The organism is Flavobacterium sp. Root901 (assembly GCF_001429765.1).
In the GTDB taxonomy this organism is placed as follows: Bacteria; Bacteroidota; Bacteroidia; order Flavobacteriales; family Flavobacteriaceae; genus Flavobacterium.
In genome coordinates this window covers 42,097-56,399 of the sequence record NZ_LMJB01000002.1, presented here as the reverse complement: position 1 = coordinate 56,399, position 14,303 = coordinate 42,097, and the positions used below count along the sequence as shown (strand labels likewise).

Sequence of the window (14,303 nt, the reverse complement as noted above, 5' to 3'; positions counted from 1 at the left end):
GCACCGTTACTGGTAAGGGTGGTCAGGGTTTCATTGGATTTTACTATACTGCTGATGTCCACTGTCTGAAGATTCCCCGACGCATCAGTATAACTGAAAACGTTCGTGCCCGCATCGAAAACCACACTGCCGGAYGACTGCATCGAGATAGCCTGGATCAGGTTTTTAACMGATGGTGTATTGGCAATTGTACTAAAATTGGAGGCAACATCACCAAGAACATCAATAGTCACATTAGTGCCAAGCTCATTTTTGTAGGTGTAAGATCCTGCACCGTTACTGGTAAGGGTGGTCAGGGTTTCATTGGATTTTACTATACTGCTGATGTCCACTGTCTGAAGATTCCCCGACGCATCAGTATAACTNCCTGCACCGTTACTGGTAAGGGTGGTCAGGGTTTCATTGGATTTTACTATACTGCTGATGTCCACTGTCTGAAGATTCCCCGACGCATCAGTATAACTGAATACGTTCGTGCCMGYATCGAAAACCACACTGCCGGATGACTGCATCGAGATAGCCTGGATCAGGTTTTTYACCGATGGGGTATTGRCAATTGTACTGAAATTSGAGGCAACATCACCAAGAACATCAATAGTCACATTTGTGCCAAGTTCATTTTTGTAGGTGTAWGAWCCTGCACCGTTACTGGTAAGGGTGGTCAGGGTTTCATTGGATTTTACTATACTGCTGATGTCCACTGTCTGAAGATTCCCCGACGCATCAGTANTCATTTTTGTAGGTGTAAGATCCTGCACCGTTACTGGTAAGGGTGGTCAGGGTTTCATTGGATTTTACTATACTGCTGATGTCCACTGTCTGAAGATTCCCCGATGGATCAGTATAACTGAATACGTTCGTGCCCGCATCGAAAACCACACTGCCGGATGACTGCATCGAGATAGCCTGGATCAGGTTTTTAACCGATGGTGTATTGGCAATTGTACTGAAATTCGAGGCAACATCACCAAGAACATCAATAGTCAAATTTGTGCCAAGCTCATTTTTGTAGGTGTAAGATCCTGCACCGTTACTGGTAATTGTAGTTATTGTCTGATTAGAAGCTACTATTTCTGAAAAATCAAAAGTTTGTTCGGCGCCAGATGCAGTTATGTAAGTAAAACTTTTAGTTGTAGGATTAAAAATAACTGTACCTGGATTTGAAATAATCTCAGTAGAAACAACAATTCTATTCCATTTATTAATATACCAATAGTAATATCCCGGAGAAACATCTGAAACAGTCGCAGTATTAAAAATCAGCATACTATTTACATTGCCATTTAAAATGGTCGTAGTATCTGTTGAACCAGTTAACTTTATTCTTGGAATCAATATACCTTTATCACTAGCAATAACTTCTAATTGTGAAGATGAATTTGGCATTGGCGTTCCAATACCTACTTGCGAATAAGTGACAAAACTTCCTAAAAATAAAAACATGAGAAGTAATCTTTTTTTCATAAGATTCAGAAATTTGGGTTATCAAATATTAACTAACTAATAAGCTGTAAAAAAGATGATCTTGTTATTAAATCTTGAAGATTGTAAATAAGATTTAATATTTCATCAGTAAATTTTAAACTGAATTTTAATAAGGACATCGTTAGATTTCAACTCAATAAGTTATCTTTTTGAATAAAATTTATGAGTGAAAAATCTATTACATTTTAAACAAAACTTAGACATTGCTGTATGCAAGTATTTGTTTTATCGAAATAAGGATTTCTTTTTATTAATAATGAATCAGAATCTAAAATTAGCAAGTCATTTTCATAAATAACTAACCAACAATAAGTTATAATAATTTTAGCTTTTTTTTGAATCTAGGTTTTGAACATAATATCAAAAAATATTGATGCCGTTTCTTGTTTTTGACTTCATAAGAAGACATGCTTTATTGCTCTGCAATAAAAAATATTACTTCGTACTGAAAAGTATGATTTTCAAACACAATTTTTGAATCCGTGGCACATCAAAAAAGGGTCTACAAAATTTAAAACATTCTTGTAGTTTACGTTCCAGTAAATCCAGTACAAGTAATGTGATGTACCTCACATGAAATATGTGATATAGATCATTCCCAGCAGGAATAGAATCCCTGAATTTTACACCATCAAATTTAAAATCAATGGAAGTAAAAAAAATAAGAATTGGAATCATCGGCACAGGCATGATCTCTAACATTACTGCACAGGCAGTTAATGCAGCAGGCAATGCATCAATTGTTGCAGCTTCTGGAAGAAATGAACAAACACTTAAAACTTTTTCACAGCAGCACGGTATTGAAAAATACTTTACAGACTGGAATGAGATGATCAACGACCCAATGGTTGATGCTGTTTATATCGGGGTTCCCACTGCGGCAAAACAAGAAATCGCAGTAAATGCTGCCAGGGCCGGAAAGCATATATTAATTGAGAAGCCCTTTACTGATTATGCGTCAATCAAACTCATAACAAAAGCTGCGAGAGAAAATCACGTTGTCCTAATGGATGCTACTCATTTTAGCCATCATCCAAGAACAAAAGCAATTCAGGAGCATTCACAAAAACAAATTGGAGATGTACAGGCCGTGCATACCTCCTTTTTTTTTCCTTTTCTGGACAGGACCAATATCAGATACAATGAAAAATTGGAGCCTGCCGGCGCTGTAGGGGATATGGGTTGGTATGCAGCGCGTGCTATAGTTGAATATCTGCCTATGGCAAAAGAGTTAAACGGCATTAAGACCTTTATACAAAGGGATCCGCAAACCAATGCAATTTACAGAGCGGCTGGAATGCTAGAATTTAAAGGTAATTATACTTCTAATTGGGATATTGGCTATAATGCAGGGGTCTGCATTATGGACCTTGATCTATTGGGCAGTCAAGGCCTTATCAGTATGGATGATTTTGTTTTAGACTGGTCCAAAGGATTCGCCTTTAATGATGAGAACCATATTGCAGGTTATACACTTCGCAAAGGAATGGCTCCTCCAAAGGAATTTAAATATTTCGAAACACCAAGCGATAAGGCGCAGACAGTATATATGATTGAGAATTTTTCGAACATAATACTTAAGCAGGATCCCACTGCTGTAGAAAAAGCAATACAAAAAGCTGAAGACACGCAATTCATACTTGATCTTATCTGGAATAGCATCGAAGAATAAAACGATGGTGATAAAATGATATTGCTTTTTAAGGTTCTGTTTAGTTTTATTTAAACTCAGGACTCTAAAATGAAGAGCTGAAGTTTACCGCTTCAGCTCTTTTTATTTTTTGCCTGCTAAAATCTTTCAATGGACTTATGTATAAAATTGATGCAGACTCAAAATTTGATTTCTGCATATTGTATTATATTTGATAAAATTTACTACATGGAAGAAAAATATACATTGCTGCGCAAACATATTGAAGAAATTAGCCGCCTGACAGAAGAAGAATGGAATTATGTAAAACCTTTTTTTGCCTATAAAAAATTAAAAAAGCATCAGTTCCTTATACAGAAAAATGAATTAGTCCCGTTTCAATACTGGATCATTAAAGGGCTGTTAAAAACGTACGCCACTGATAATGAAGGCAGGGAACATATCCTTCAGTTTGCTTTGGAACAATATTGGACAAGTGACTTTGAGGCTTATCAGAATCAGATCCCGTCAGCTATGGATATTGACTGTATTGAAGATTCAGAGTTTTTTTGCTTATACCTTAAAGACCGGGAGCACATATGTAATGAAATTCCAAAAATGGCAAATTTCTTTCGGGTAAAATCCCATCTAGGGTATATCGCACTGCAGCATCGTATTATGTCTTTACTTACCGAAACTGCTGAAGAAAGGTATAATAATTTGATCAAAAAAATCCCCGGCCTGGTACAAAGGGTGCCTAAAAAATTTTTGGCTTCTTATCTTGGCGTAACCCGTGAGACATTAAGCCGATTGAAAGGTTAAGAGCTCATTCGATGTGATGTATGTCACTTCAAAAGATTGATCTAGCTCAACTATAATGTAATCTAATCGTTTGAATTTTGCAGTGTTAATTTAAACACTACAATTATGAAAAAAATTAAAAAATTGCTGTTAGTTGTGATAATAGTTTTATCACCGCAGATTTTTGCACAGAACAAGTTAGAAGTGGTTGCAGAATTTCCAAGCGAAAGACCCGGTAATATCGCCGTCTCCCCGGAAGGCAGAATATTCATCACAATGTCAGCCTTAGTAAGCAGTAAATATATGGTTAGGGAAATACTCCCCGACGGAAAAACAATTGCATTTCCCGACGAGCAATGGGCTTCACAGCCTGCAGCAAATTCCACTATCAAAGGTATCAATGGCACGATCGGAATCCAGGTAACTGCTGATAATATCTTGTGGGTGTTGGACATGGGTAACCCCAATGCAAATCCTAAACAAAATCCAAAATTAATCAGCTGGGATGTCGCCACACGTAAATTGTCAAAAGTTTACATTCTTCCGGATACCGTACTTAGTCCCGCTTCCTTTCTTCAGGATTTTGTTATAGACCTAAAAAACAACACAGCAGTAATTGCCGATATGACCAGTTCAATGAACAGTACAATTAACCCTGCCTTTGTAGTCATCAATCTTGAAACAGGATATGCCCGCAGGGTTTTAGAAAACCATTCATCGCTTCTGCCCCTTGATGAACCTATTATTGTTGATGGTATAAAAGTTACACACAAAAAACCAGACGGCCAGTCGATACAGCCAAAAAATGCATTAAATCCTATTGCTATTGACAAAGCAAATAATTTTATCTATTTTGGCGCTATGGGCGCTAAGAAAATTTACCGAATTCCCGCTTCAGTTCTTGCCGATGAAAGCCTTACAGACCAAGATACGGCAAAATTCATTTCTTTTTACGCTGAAAAACCTATATCCGATGGTTTTAAAGTTGGAGAGAACGGGCGGGTGTATGTAACAGACGTCCAGCAAAATGCTGTTGGAATCAGCAGCGCTGAGGGCTACCAAAAATTAGTCACCGACAAAAGACTTTCCTGGCCCGACGGTTTGGCAATCAGCAACGGTTATTTATATATCACAGCTAATCAATTAAATCATCTGCCGCTTCTAAATAATGGAGCTGACAGCAGTAAACCTCCCTATTATGTATTCCGCATCAAATTAGATTAGTAACTGGAGATCGAAATGAAGGATAGTATTTTTTATAAGAACCCGTTTATTTCATTGCTGATTCAATTTAAAACAAAAACAAGGTTCGAATAGTTGAAAGATCAAAAATCAGCGTATAATACCAAGCTAAAAATCCTGAAATTACTTTCAGGATTTTTGGCATATTATTTTAATATTTTACAGAAATTTTCACCGCATCGCGGATAATTCGACAATTTGGTAATATCTTTTGAACATATTCTATAACGATATCTACGTATGGAAGTTTTGTTCCGAACTTGTCAAATCTGACTGAAAATGTAATTCTTCAAAACCATCTGTTCTCTGCCGAAGATCAGGTAAAGATTGATTTTATTAATTACAATGGTCAAGTCTGGGATTGCTGATGGATCCACACTGGAAAGAATATTTACTTTGTGGATAAAAAGCAGCAGGATTATCAGTGACTTCCAATGGAGATAATGCCAGACCATTATAACTCGGCATCGTTACCTGTTCTTTAGATTCATTTCCAAGTGCTACATTTTTAGCAGTCAAATTTCCATTAAAACTATAATCAATCACAGCGTCAAGTAATCTGTAAATACCATAATAATCATAGGCGTCATAAGAACTCTGTGTATTAGGAAGATTATGTTCAGCTGTGTAAGTAAAAGTCGGTAAAACTGATTTTTTTATTAAAATAAAATCTTTTTCAGAGTCTGGAATATTGATATTTTTAAAAATATCAATTGCCAGCCTGTGATCATTTGTTACATCATCATTATATACCTGGGTTATTAGTTTTGTGTTTTCCGGAAAACTTTGTAATTCTGTCTGTGTTATTTGATAGGAATACCATTGCGCCATTGCGAAAATAAAACGGCCGTTCTCCCCCCAGCCTTCATCAACAAATCCTTTATGAGCCAAAGCAAAAGTGGCACCTCCACCAAATGAATGCCCCATAAAGCCTGCTTTTTTGGTATCAATTATATTAGGATAATCCGTCACAGCTTTTTTAAAGCTCTGCCATAGGGTGCTGTATCGCTCATCAATTGTAACTCCGGTGGTGGGATAAGGTGCAAATACTACAACATATCCTTTCTTTGCAATAACTCATACAATCCTATATTATAGGTACTTTCTTCCCCCCCGTAGGGGTGCGAATAAAAAATAACGGGTTTGGGTGAAGTTATTCCTTTTGGATAAAAAATTTCAACATTTTTCCCACTATATGATGGACTCGGAAAATTAATTTTTGCAACTTCATAGTTCCCATCGGACCCATATCCGCTTTGTGGCCTTGAAACAGGCCCTGCCAAATCATCGTCTATATAAGCTGATTCATCTGTTTCATTTTTTGAGCACGATAGTAACAGTAAAAAAGAGATACAAAATAAAAATCGATATTTCATTTTCATTTATTTTAAGATTATTTCTTAAGACTGTTTTTATATAGAATGGTTTAATTCTGCCATTTATTTATTTATTATTTTGAAGCGGATATTTTTTGGCCAAAATTTAAAGCTAAATTTACTGATATTTCTTGCCTGTTTAAGTTTGGCGGCAATCGTCGCAAATTGTATTTCGAAAATAAATATTGCAAAAATAATGGTATACCGGTATTCATACCTTAATAAATACCAGTTATTTTATTCCAACGCACAAAGTTTTTAATTTGATTGTATAGTCAGGGTTTAAAGGTTCATTTGTCTGCGCTAATCTTTGAGACCCCGCATTTGCAGGACATGCAATATCATTTGTGGCGTCATAAATTATTTTTGAATCCTTTAAAGAGAGTATCAGCTCTTTCGGAACATAAACCTGCACCGTGGTTTTAGAATATCCTGCAGGAAAATAACGAACGTAATAACCAGCTGGATGCAAGGTCCAAATGCCGCTTGGAATATCTGTTCTTGCAGGTGCAATTCCTGCAAGTATTGCATATTTTTCCATTTCATCGTAAGAATAATTCCCTGATGCTACTAATTGACGTATTTTATTCTCTGCTTCAAAAATAGCTTTTAAATTATCTGGCAGTTTATCTTTAGCTTTTTCCATTAAATTTCCAGGCAGAATACCTAATACCCCGCCTTCAAGTTGGGTAAGCTGTATAGGAGTCAGTAAAGCAACAGCGGTTAATTTAACATTCCCGTTATAGTCGGCGAATTTTGTCCTTGCTATGATTGTCCATAATAAAATCTGAATATCGTGCTGATTAATTTCAGGGTGTTTCTCGGCACTTTTCAAAATTGCGGTGACAATTTCTTCTTTGGGGCCAAGAACAGGAGCAAACATATAGCCGTCACCTGATGAGGGGGCAAAAGTTCCGGCGTGCAGGCAATAACTTTTGGATGTCATTTCATACAGACCGGCACAAAGAAAAAAACCGCCATTTGGGGCTTTAGGTAATAAATATAGAGGCTGTGCTTTTTCTTTAATTAAAAAATCGGGCATTTTTGCCCCATTCCTATTTACATCTTCAAATGATGTTGTGATAGCGGCAGGCTGTTTTAAAATTTTGTCAATGCCTAATTTTTTACTGGCTAATGAGGTCCCCGCTCCTAAAATTTTGTCTTTTATATCGCCAAATTGTGCCTGAGAAGATTGAATATAAGTAAATTGAAAAAGGATTACAAAGAAAAGCCGTGTTATAATTTTCATTAACAGAGGTTTATTATTTTGGAAAGTTCAGCTAATGTAGTAAAACTTCTTCATATTCCAGTATAGACAATAATTATTAAATTCAACATTAAAAATCATTTCGACATTCTACTTTTCAAAAACAGCACAAGTCATGGCAAAAACCGGAACAGGTAAAAAGTATACAATAATCCTGAATAAGTATTAAGGGCAAAAGGGCATAAAGATTGAAATTTGCCTTATAATTTAAATGAAAAAAATGAAAAAAGTAATTTTTATAACAGGGGCATCAACAGGGATAGGCAGGGAAACAGCGGTCTATTTTTCAAAAAAAGGCTGGAATGTCGCAGCGACGATGCGCAGTCCGGAAAAGGGAAAAGATTTGCTGCAGCACCCAAATATAGCGATTTTTGCGGTTGATGTACTGGACAGCAGCAGCATCAAAAAGGCCATTGACGCTGTACTTATCAAATTCGGAAATATCGATGTGCTGTTTAATAATGCTGGATATGGTCTGGTGGGAGCCTTTGAAGCAATGACACAGGAACAGATAAAAAAACAGTTCGACACTAATATTTTTGGCGTTATGAATGTAACAAGGTCTATACTGCCTTATTTCAGGAGTAAGAATTCAGGTGTAATTATCAACACCTCGTCAATGGGCGGTATTATTACCTTTCCTCTTTACAGTGTATATCACGCTACCAAATGGGCATTGGAAGGGTTTGCTGAAAGTCTGCAGTATGAATTAAGGCCTTTTAACATAAAGGTGAAAAATATTGAGCCGGGAGCGATTAAAACAGAATTCGAGACCGCTATTGAATTTGTTTCTATATCAGCATATGACAGGTATACAAAACCGGTGCATCAAACCATGCTCGATACTTACAAAACAGCTCCAGGCCCCCAAGTCGTGGCAAAAAAAGTATGGCAGGCTGCCAGCGACGGCTCCTACCGATTACGTTATCCGGTAGGCGGACAAGGTCCTCTACTGTTGTTTATGCGCTGGTTACTGCCTTTATCCTGGTTTATGGCAATGGTTCGCAGTCAGGTGGAGAAACGAATTTAGAAAAGCATTATGATGGCTGCTCCATTTTGAATATATGGCATAGCCGTATTTTACTATATTTAAAGCATAGAGACTGTAAACATAAAAAAGGATTAACCCAATCGCGTGAAGCAGCAAATATGGGACACTATACTTTTATCGAAAATTAAGTTACTTTTAAAGCAAATTAATAAATGGAGACTATTTTAGAACTAAAGACCATTTCGGAAATTGCAAAAGTTATCCCCGGCTGGAAGACTGCCCACCCTATGGTCGCTGTTATTGATTTCAGTAAAATTGATGAGCATCTGGAGGAGGGCACGAGACTCAGGGCTGATTTTTACAGCCTTATGTTTAAAAATTACTGTGCTAATACACTTATTTACGGAAGACAGTCTTCCGACTTTCAAGAAGGAAGTTTAATATGTATTGCACCAAAACACGTCCTTGCGCTTGATAACAAAATTGAAAAGAAAGAAGAAATGATCGGCTGGGGCCTTTTTTTTCATCCTGATTTACTGCATGGCACGCCACTGGGAGCGAAAATGAAACAGTATAATTTTTTTTCCTATCAAATAACTGAAGCACTCCACTTGTCAGAAAAAGAACAAGCAGTTTTAAATCAGTGCTTAACCAATATTAAAAATGAATTAGAGCAAAATATTGATACCCATAGCGAGGGTTTAATACTTTCAAATATAGAGCTGCTGCTAAATTATTGCCTCCGTTATTACGGCCGCCAGTTTGTGACCCGCAAAAAGAGTAATCTCCATGTTCTGATCCAGGTCGAAAACCTTCTTAAAGATTATTTTTACGATTCCAAAGGAAGACAAATCGGGCTGCCCACGGTGAAATATATTGCAGATAAACTATGTCTTTCGCCAGGCTACTTGAGTGATCTGCTAAAAAAAGAAACAGGACTGAACACCCAGGATCACATACATTATTATTTAATTGAAGAAGCTAAAACGATCATCTCTACTACGGATTTTTCCGTAAGCCAGGTAGCTTATACACTGGGTTTTGAATACCCACAGTACTTTAGCAGACTTTTTAAGTTAAAGACCGGCAGAACACCCTCAGAATTTAGAAACATTAATTAATCCATATTAAAATTTAGACAGCCTGCACAAGGTCAGTAAACAAGCTTCAGAAAATCTAAATCTATTTAATATATTTTACCGCTGATTATAAATATAAAAAAGCAGCTGGGCCATCCTGGCATCAATGCTGCATACCGTCGTACTTATTGTTTATTAAAAATATGATGCTGGTGAATTTTATTTTGCTTTTTAATGAATCCAGCAAACTAGCAGTCCATCATGGTGGGACAATTATAAAAATCGGTACTTTTTGTTTTCAAAGATTCATCGGCAGGTATGCTGCTGCATTTTGTAAAAAGTGGACTTGTCAAAATAATGCTGTCCATCATACACCCCCTTTCATTAACAGCTGTCTTGCTAGTCAGCATTCGCAGAGAACAGACCTGCAGCACATGATAATTTAATAAATCCCGCCGGTATTCCTGTAAGTGTCCATCGCATTATCTTTTTAATTTTAAACTTATAATCCTAAAATCAATAACCATGAGCGACGATTTAAGCAAAAAAGGCCAGCAGGACAGATCAAGCATCAATATGAATGAAGAGCATGAGGTTGTGTACTGGACACAAAAATTCAATGTAAGCAGGGAAGAACTTCAGAAAGCAGTTGACCAGGCCGGCAGATCTGCAGACGCCGTAGCAAAAGTGCTGCGTTCGAAATAGCTTTAAGCGGACCGTAAAAAAATCCCCGGCATACTGGTAATATGTACAGGGGATTTTTCATCTCGATATTCTTTAGGTCTGGGTTTATGAACAGACCTTTCAGCTTTAATCAGGTTATAAAATAATTTAAAAATGGAAGAGAAAAAAGATATTTCAAATATAGAGCATGACCCAGAGCGGCTGCTTAAACAAGGAACCGCCAGTCCAATGCCGTCGGGGGTTAAGCCTATGCTGGCAACACTTGTGAATGAACCTTTTGATGACCCGCTGTGGAGCTACGAGGTAAAATGGGACGGATACCGTTCGATTGCCTATATCAATAAGGGTGATGTCACACTATCCTCGCGAAACAACAAGCCTTTTACCGATAAGTACTATCCTGTAACTAATGCATTAGAGCAGTGGAAGAACGATGCTGTGCTGGACGGGGAGATCCTTGTTCTGCAGCACGACGGCAGAGCAGATTTCAGTGCACTGCAGAACTGGCGAAGTGAAGCGGACGGCCGCCTTGTTTTTTACGTTTTTGATATTCTCTGGTACAACGGAACAAACCTTATGGAACTTGAACTGTACCAGCGACAGCTCATACTAAAACAGATTCTGCCGACAGATGGAGACAGGATCCGTCTGAGCCAGCCTTTCAGCGGCGGCATCGACTTTTTTGAGACGGCCTCCAGGATGGGGCTTGAGGGAATTATGGCTAAAAGGAAGGACTCGCGGTACAGCCCGGACAGCCGCAATAAGCAATGGCTTAAGATTAAGGTCAGCAAGAGACAGGAGGTGGTTATTGCAGGATATACCAAAAACGATTCTTCATCTAAACTCTTCAGCTCACTTCTTTTAGGTGTTTATCAAGGCACAAAACTTGTGTATACCGGAAAAGTCGGTACTGGATTTACCGATAAAATGCAGAAGGAAATGATGCTGCAGTTCCAACCTCTTATATCCAAAACAATTCCTTTCGAATCAGAGCCTGATATCAACAAACCTTCCCGCTTCCGCCCCAACCCGCCGCACGCCGAAGCGGTCTGGCTGAAACCTGTTTTGGTATGCGAGGTCAGTTATGCGGAGATCACATCGGACGGAGTTTTCCGTCATCCCTCTTTTGAAGGTATGCGCAGCGATAAAAAAGCAGCTGATGTAGTACTCGAAAAAGAAAATTCCTCCATGTCAATTGTTAAAAAAAACAAAGGGAACCCAAAAAGATCTGCCTCTTCACCTCTTACCGCACCTGAAAAATCTGAGCGCAGGACGCTGTTGAATCCATCAGAGGAAACACAGACCAAAAAAATAAAGGGCTCCAATCTGACTTTTTCACATCTCAGTAAAATCTATTGGCCCGAGGATGGGTTCACTAAACGCGACATGTTCAATTACTATTATCAGGCAGCCGAATTTATACTGCCATATCTTAAAGACCGTCCACTGTCGCTTAACCGTTTTCCCGGGGGCATCCACGGCAGGAGTTTTTACCAGAAAGATGTAAAAGGGAAAGCCCCCGAGTGGGCCGATACATTTCCTTACACCACAAGTGATGGAGAAAGTAAAGAATTCCTGGTAGGGGGCGACGAAAAAACACTTTTATATATGGCATCCCTTGGCTGCATTGAAATGAACCCATGGTTCAGCCGCGTACAGCATCCTGACAATCCCGATTACTGCGTTATTGACCTTGATCCGGATCAGAATACTTTTGAGCAGGTCATCCAGGCAGCCTGCCAAGTAAAAAATATCCTTGATGCCTTGCAAATCGATGGTTATGTCAAAACATCAGGCTCGACAGGGATACATATTTATATTCCGCTGGGCGCAAAATACAGCTACGACCAGTCGCAGATGTTTGGCAAGATGATCGTCTCTATCGTCCACTCACAGCTGCCGGATTTTACCAGTCTGGAGCGCCAGATTAAAAACCGAAAAGGTAAAATGTATCTTGATTTTTTACAGAACCGTCCCGGCGCGACAATAGCCTGTCCTTATTCACTCCGTCCAAAAATTGGCGCAACAGTCTCTATGCCCTTGTACTGGGAAGAGATAAAAAAGGGACTTGCCATGGAAGATTTTACAATCGAAAATTCCATTGCGCGCATGCGCAGCGAGGGCGATATTTTTAAAGCATCGCTCAAAAAAGGAATCGATATGAAAAAAGCGGTAGCAAAGGCACAAAGCCTTTTCTTTTAAAACTCAGGCATTTGAAATTCAAAACATAAAACATCTTTAAATAAAACACTCGTTATGACCACCGCCTACTTTCTTACCGGATCTTGTAACGGTCAGGACAGCGATTTTGAACTCACAGTTACAGTAACAAACAGTAAAACTGCTGAATTACGAGCCGTTTACCAGACTGTCCTTACGGACATCGCTGACGGCAGCAGACGTATTTGGGAAACCTCGCAGCCGGATTTTTTAAAATGTCTGGACGCAATGGATCAATTCCTAAGCGGCAATTTTATAATCCTCTACAGCAAAATACTCGTTTCGGCGCAGCGCGATCCGATCATTGACAAAGAACTGGAAGGTTATATTTTAAATCACCTGGAACTGTAATTTTCGTGCTTAATTTTCCAGCTCGTTATTTTAAGCTGACTGTATCTTGAAGATTTTCTGCGTTAATGAATGCGGAAATATACTGCTGTACCTCATTTCTCTTTTCTGCTCCGGTTTCAAAAGTATTGATATGAAACTCATCATCATGATCCAATATGTGAATGATCTCCGTATAACCTTTCGAAATGAGGCTGCCTTTCAATTTAATAACAGTAAGCTGCTGGCGTGGGTCCAGATCTTTTTTCACCTTTAATTGTATAGCTTTTTCCATGGCAGGACTGGTTTAATTTTTAAATCAGATCGACTGCCCAAATTTATAATTTAATCCGGTTCATCAAAAAATGCGGCTGTTAATTTTTCTGCAAAGTATTACGTTACTGTAAGGGCGGTGCACAAAAACCCCTGATTATAATGCAGCACCTCTTTTCTTTCCTCTTATTGAACTTTCAGGCAAGAAGAAATTCTGTTTTACTCCGTGTAAAGGTATTCCAATCCATTGTGAAAATGCCCTGCAGCAGTTTTTTAAGCCCCTGATAGGTACTGGGTTTAACAGCATAAAAATCAGCGCCCAGTTCATAAGATAGTTCAATACTGTGCTCACTGCTGCTTGTGGAAAGCATAATAATTTTAGTGCTGCTGTAAGGCTCTGACCCGTTTCTGATTTCTTTAAGGCATTCAAATCCGTTTTTACCGGGCATGTTGATATCCAGAAAAATAATTTCAGGAATCTTTTCAGCTGTCTTGTAAAGGTGATCCAAAAGCTGGTGTCCGTCATCAGCTTCTTCCACTTTCAATGGCAGGTTAAGTTCTTTAACAGCGTCCAGAAATATCATCCTGTCGTCTTCATCGTCATCAGCCAGATAAATAACTTGGTGGGAATTCGGCTTTTCTAACATGGCGTATATTTTATGCAGTTACAGAAGACAAAAATCTAAAAATCAGCAGAACTGCACCTGTAGAACACAATCTCTGCAAATCGATACATCATCGAATTATATCCGTAGAGCGGTTTATAGCTTACAAATATAAGCCTTTTTCTTATAAAAGATGAATTTAAATTAGCTTAAATATGGAAAGCACAGCTTTAGCTTGTGAAAATTCAGCCGGGGACTGAAAGTTTTTCAGAGATAACAGCAAGCCTGCTAAAAGCGCTTCGCAATTTCTAAATAAAACCGGG

At 38.3% G+C, this 14,303-nt stretch carries 13 protein-coding genes; 8 read left to right on the top strand and 5 right to left on the bottom strand.

What is annotated here, in order from left to right; all coding sequences use genetic code 11:
* Positions 1–2,131: 2,131 nt before the first annotated feature.
* The 3 genes from ASE21_RS03685 to ASE21_RS03675 all read left to right on the top strand — a co-directional run bounded on the left by ASE21_RS03685 (position 2,132) and on the right by ASE21_RS03675 (position 5,140).
* Positions 2,132–3,157, top strand: a complete 1,026-nt coding sequence (locus ASE21_RS03685; RefSeq protein WP_057121225.1) for a Gfo/Idh/MocA family protein — start codon at positions 2,132–2,134, stop codon at positions 3,155–3,157.
* A gap of 207 nt (positions 3,158–3,364) precedes the next feature.
* The gene (locus ASE21_RS03680) at positions 3,365–3,937 is read left to right on the top strand and encodes a Crp/Fnr family transcriptional regulator (RefSeq protein WP_057121224.1); all 573 of its coding nucleotides are present in this window, start codon (positions 3,365–3,367) and stop codon (positions 3,935–3,937) included.
* A gap of 105 nt (positions 3,938–4,042) precedes the next feature.
* Positions 4,043–5,140, top strand: coding sequence for an L-dopachrome tautomerase-related protein (locus tag ASE21_RS03675; RefSeq protein WP_082603435.1), 1,098 nt, complete (start codon positions 4,043–4,045; stop codon positions 5,138–5,140).
* Positions 5,141–5,494: 354 nt separating this feature from the next.
* On the opposite strand, the gene ASE21_RS22190 is transcribed toward ASE21_RS03675, so the two are convergent.
* The 3 genes from ASE21_RS22190 to ASE21_RS03665 form a co-directional block, all read right to left on the bottom strand.
* On the bottom strand, positions 5,495–6,085 hold the full coding sequence (locus ASE21_RS22190) for a hypothetical protein (protein WP_242410216.1): 591 nt from the start codon (positions 6,083–6,085) through the stop codon (positions 5,495–5,497).
* A 122-nt stretch (positions 6,086–6,207) separates the two neighbouring features.
* Positions 6,208–6,540: a hypothetical protein gene (locus ASE21_RS22185; protein WP_242410215.1), complete on the bottom strand. Its 333-nt coding sequence runs from the start codon at positions 6,538–6,540 to the stop codon at positions 6,208–6,210.
* A gap of 226 nt (positions 6,541–6,766) precedes the next feature.
* Complete coding sequence (locus ASE21_RS03665; protein WP_057121223.1) at positions 6,767–7,783, bottom strand: hypothetical protein; 1,017 nt, start codon at positions 7,781–7,783, stop codon at positions 6,767–6,769.
* Between the two features lie 238 nt (positions 7,784–8,021).
* Here ASE21_RS03665 and ASE21_RS03660 point away from each other — a divergent pair, with 238 nt between their 5' ends.
* The 5 genes from ASE21_RS03660 to ASE21_RS03640 all read left to right on the top strand — a co-directional run bounded on the left by ASE21_RS03660 (position 8,022) and on the right by ASE21_RS03640 (position 13,126).
* Complete coding sequence (locus tag ASE21_RS03660; RefSeq protein ID WP_057121229.1) at positions 8,022–8,831, top strand: SDR family oxidoreductase; 810 nt, start codon at positions 8,022–8,024, stop codon at positions 8,829–8,831.
* 173 nt (positions 8,832–9,004) lie between these two features.
* Positions 9,005–9,913 (top strand): helix-turn-helix domain-containing protein, encoded by a 909-nt coding sequence (locus ASE21_RS03655; RefSeq protein ID WP_057121222.1) that lies wholly within the window; start codon positions 9,005–9,007, stop codon positions 9,911–9,913.
* Between the two features lie 483 nt (positions 9,914–10,396).
* Complete coding sequence (locus ASE21_RS03650; RefSeq protein WP_057121221.1) at positions 10,397–10,576, top strand: DUF3606 domain-containing protein; 180 nt, start codon at positions 10,397–10,399, stop codon at positions 10,574–10,576.
* A gap of 132 nt (positions 10,577–10,708) precedes the next feature.
* On the top strand, positions 10,709–12,757 hold the full coding sequence (ligD, locus tag ASE21_RS03645; RefSeq protein WP_057121220.1) for a DNA ligase D: 2,049 nt from the start codon (positions 10,709–10,711) through the stop codon (positions 12,755–12,757).
* A gap of 54 nt (positions 12,758–12,811) precedes the next feature.
* The gene (locus tag ASE21_RS03640; RefSeq protein WP_057121219.1) at positions 12,812–13,126 is read left to right on the top strand and encodes a hypothetical protein; all 315 of its coding nucleotides are present in this window, start codon (positions 12,812–12,814) and stop codon (positions 13,124–13,126) included.
* Positions 13,127–13,151: 25 nt separating this feature from the next.
* Here ASE21_RS03640 and ASE21_RS03635 read toward each other — a convergent pair whose 3' ends face one another.
* Positions 13,152–13,397, bottom strand: coding sequence for a hypothetical protein (locus ASE21_RS03635; protein ID WP_057121218.1), 246 nt, complete (start codon positions 13,395–13,397; stop codon positions 13,152–13,154).
* Positions 13,398–13,572: 175 nt separating this feature from the next.
* Positions 13,573–14,022, bottom strand: coding sequence for a response regulator (locus tag ASE21_RS03630; RefSeq protein ID WP_057121217.1), 450 nt, complete (start codon positions 14,020–14,022; stop codon positions 13,573–13,575).
* Positions 14,023–14,303: the final 281 nt, after the last annotated feature.

What these genes read in the sequence shown, in the direction of transcription:
- ASE21_RS03685 (WP_057121225.1), top strand. Translation starts at nt 2,132, where the DNA reads ATGGAAGTAAAAAAAATAAGAATTGGAATCATCGGCACAGGCATGATC.
- ASE21_RS03680 (WP_057121224.1), top strand. Translation starts at nt 3,365, where the DNA reads ATGGAAGAAAAATATACATTGCTGCGCAAACATATTGAAGAAATTAGC.
- ASE21_RS03675 (WP_082603435.1), top strand. Translation starts at nt 4,043, where the DNA reads ATGAAAAAAATTAAAAAATTGCTGTTAGTTGTGATAATAGTTTTATCA.
- ASE21_RS22190 (WP_242410216.1), bottom strand. Translation starts at nt 6,085, where the DNA reads ATGGGGCATTCATTTGGTGGAGGTGCCACTTTTGCTTTGGCTCATAAA.
- ASE21_RS22185 (WP_242410215.1), bottom strand. Translation starts at nt 6,540, where the DNA reads ATGAAAATGAAATATCGATTTTTATTTTGTATCTCTTTTTTACTGTTA.
- ASE21_RS03665 (WP_057121223.1), bottom strand. Translation starts at nt 7,783, where the DNA reads ATGAAAATTATAACACGGCTTTTCTTTGTAATCCTTTTTCAATTTACT.
- ASE21_RS03660 (WP_057121229.1), top strand. Translation starts at nt 8,022, where the DNA reads ATGAAAAAAGTAATTTTTATAACAGGGGCATCAACAGGGATAGGCAGG.
- ASE21_RS03655 (WP_057121222.1), top strand. Translation starts at nt 9,005, where the DNA reads ATGGAGACTATTTTAGAACTAAAGACCATTTCGGAAATTGCAAAAGTT.
- ASE21_RS03650 (WP_057121221.1), top strand. Translation starts at nt 10,397, where the DNA reads ATGAGCGACGATTTAAGCAAAAAAGGCCAGCAGGACAGATCAAGCATC.
- ligD (WP_057121220.1), top strand. Translation starts at nt 10,709, where the DNA reads ATGGAAGAGAAAAAAGATATTTCAAATATAGAGCATGACCCAGAGCGG.
- ASE21_RS03640 (WP_057121219.1), top strand. Translation starts at nt 12,812, where the DNA reads ATGACCACCGCCTACTTTCTTACCGGATCTTGTAACGGTCAGGACAGC.
- ASE21_RS03635 (WP_057121218.1), bottom strand. Translation starts at nt 13,397, where the DNA reads ATGGAAAAAGCTATACAATTAAAGGTGAAAAAAGATCTGGACCCACGC.
- ASE21_RS03630 (WP_057121217.1), bottom strand. Translation starts at nt 14,022, where the DNA reads ATGTTAGAAAAGCCGAATTCCCACCAAGTTATTTATCTGGCTGATGAC.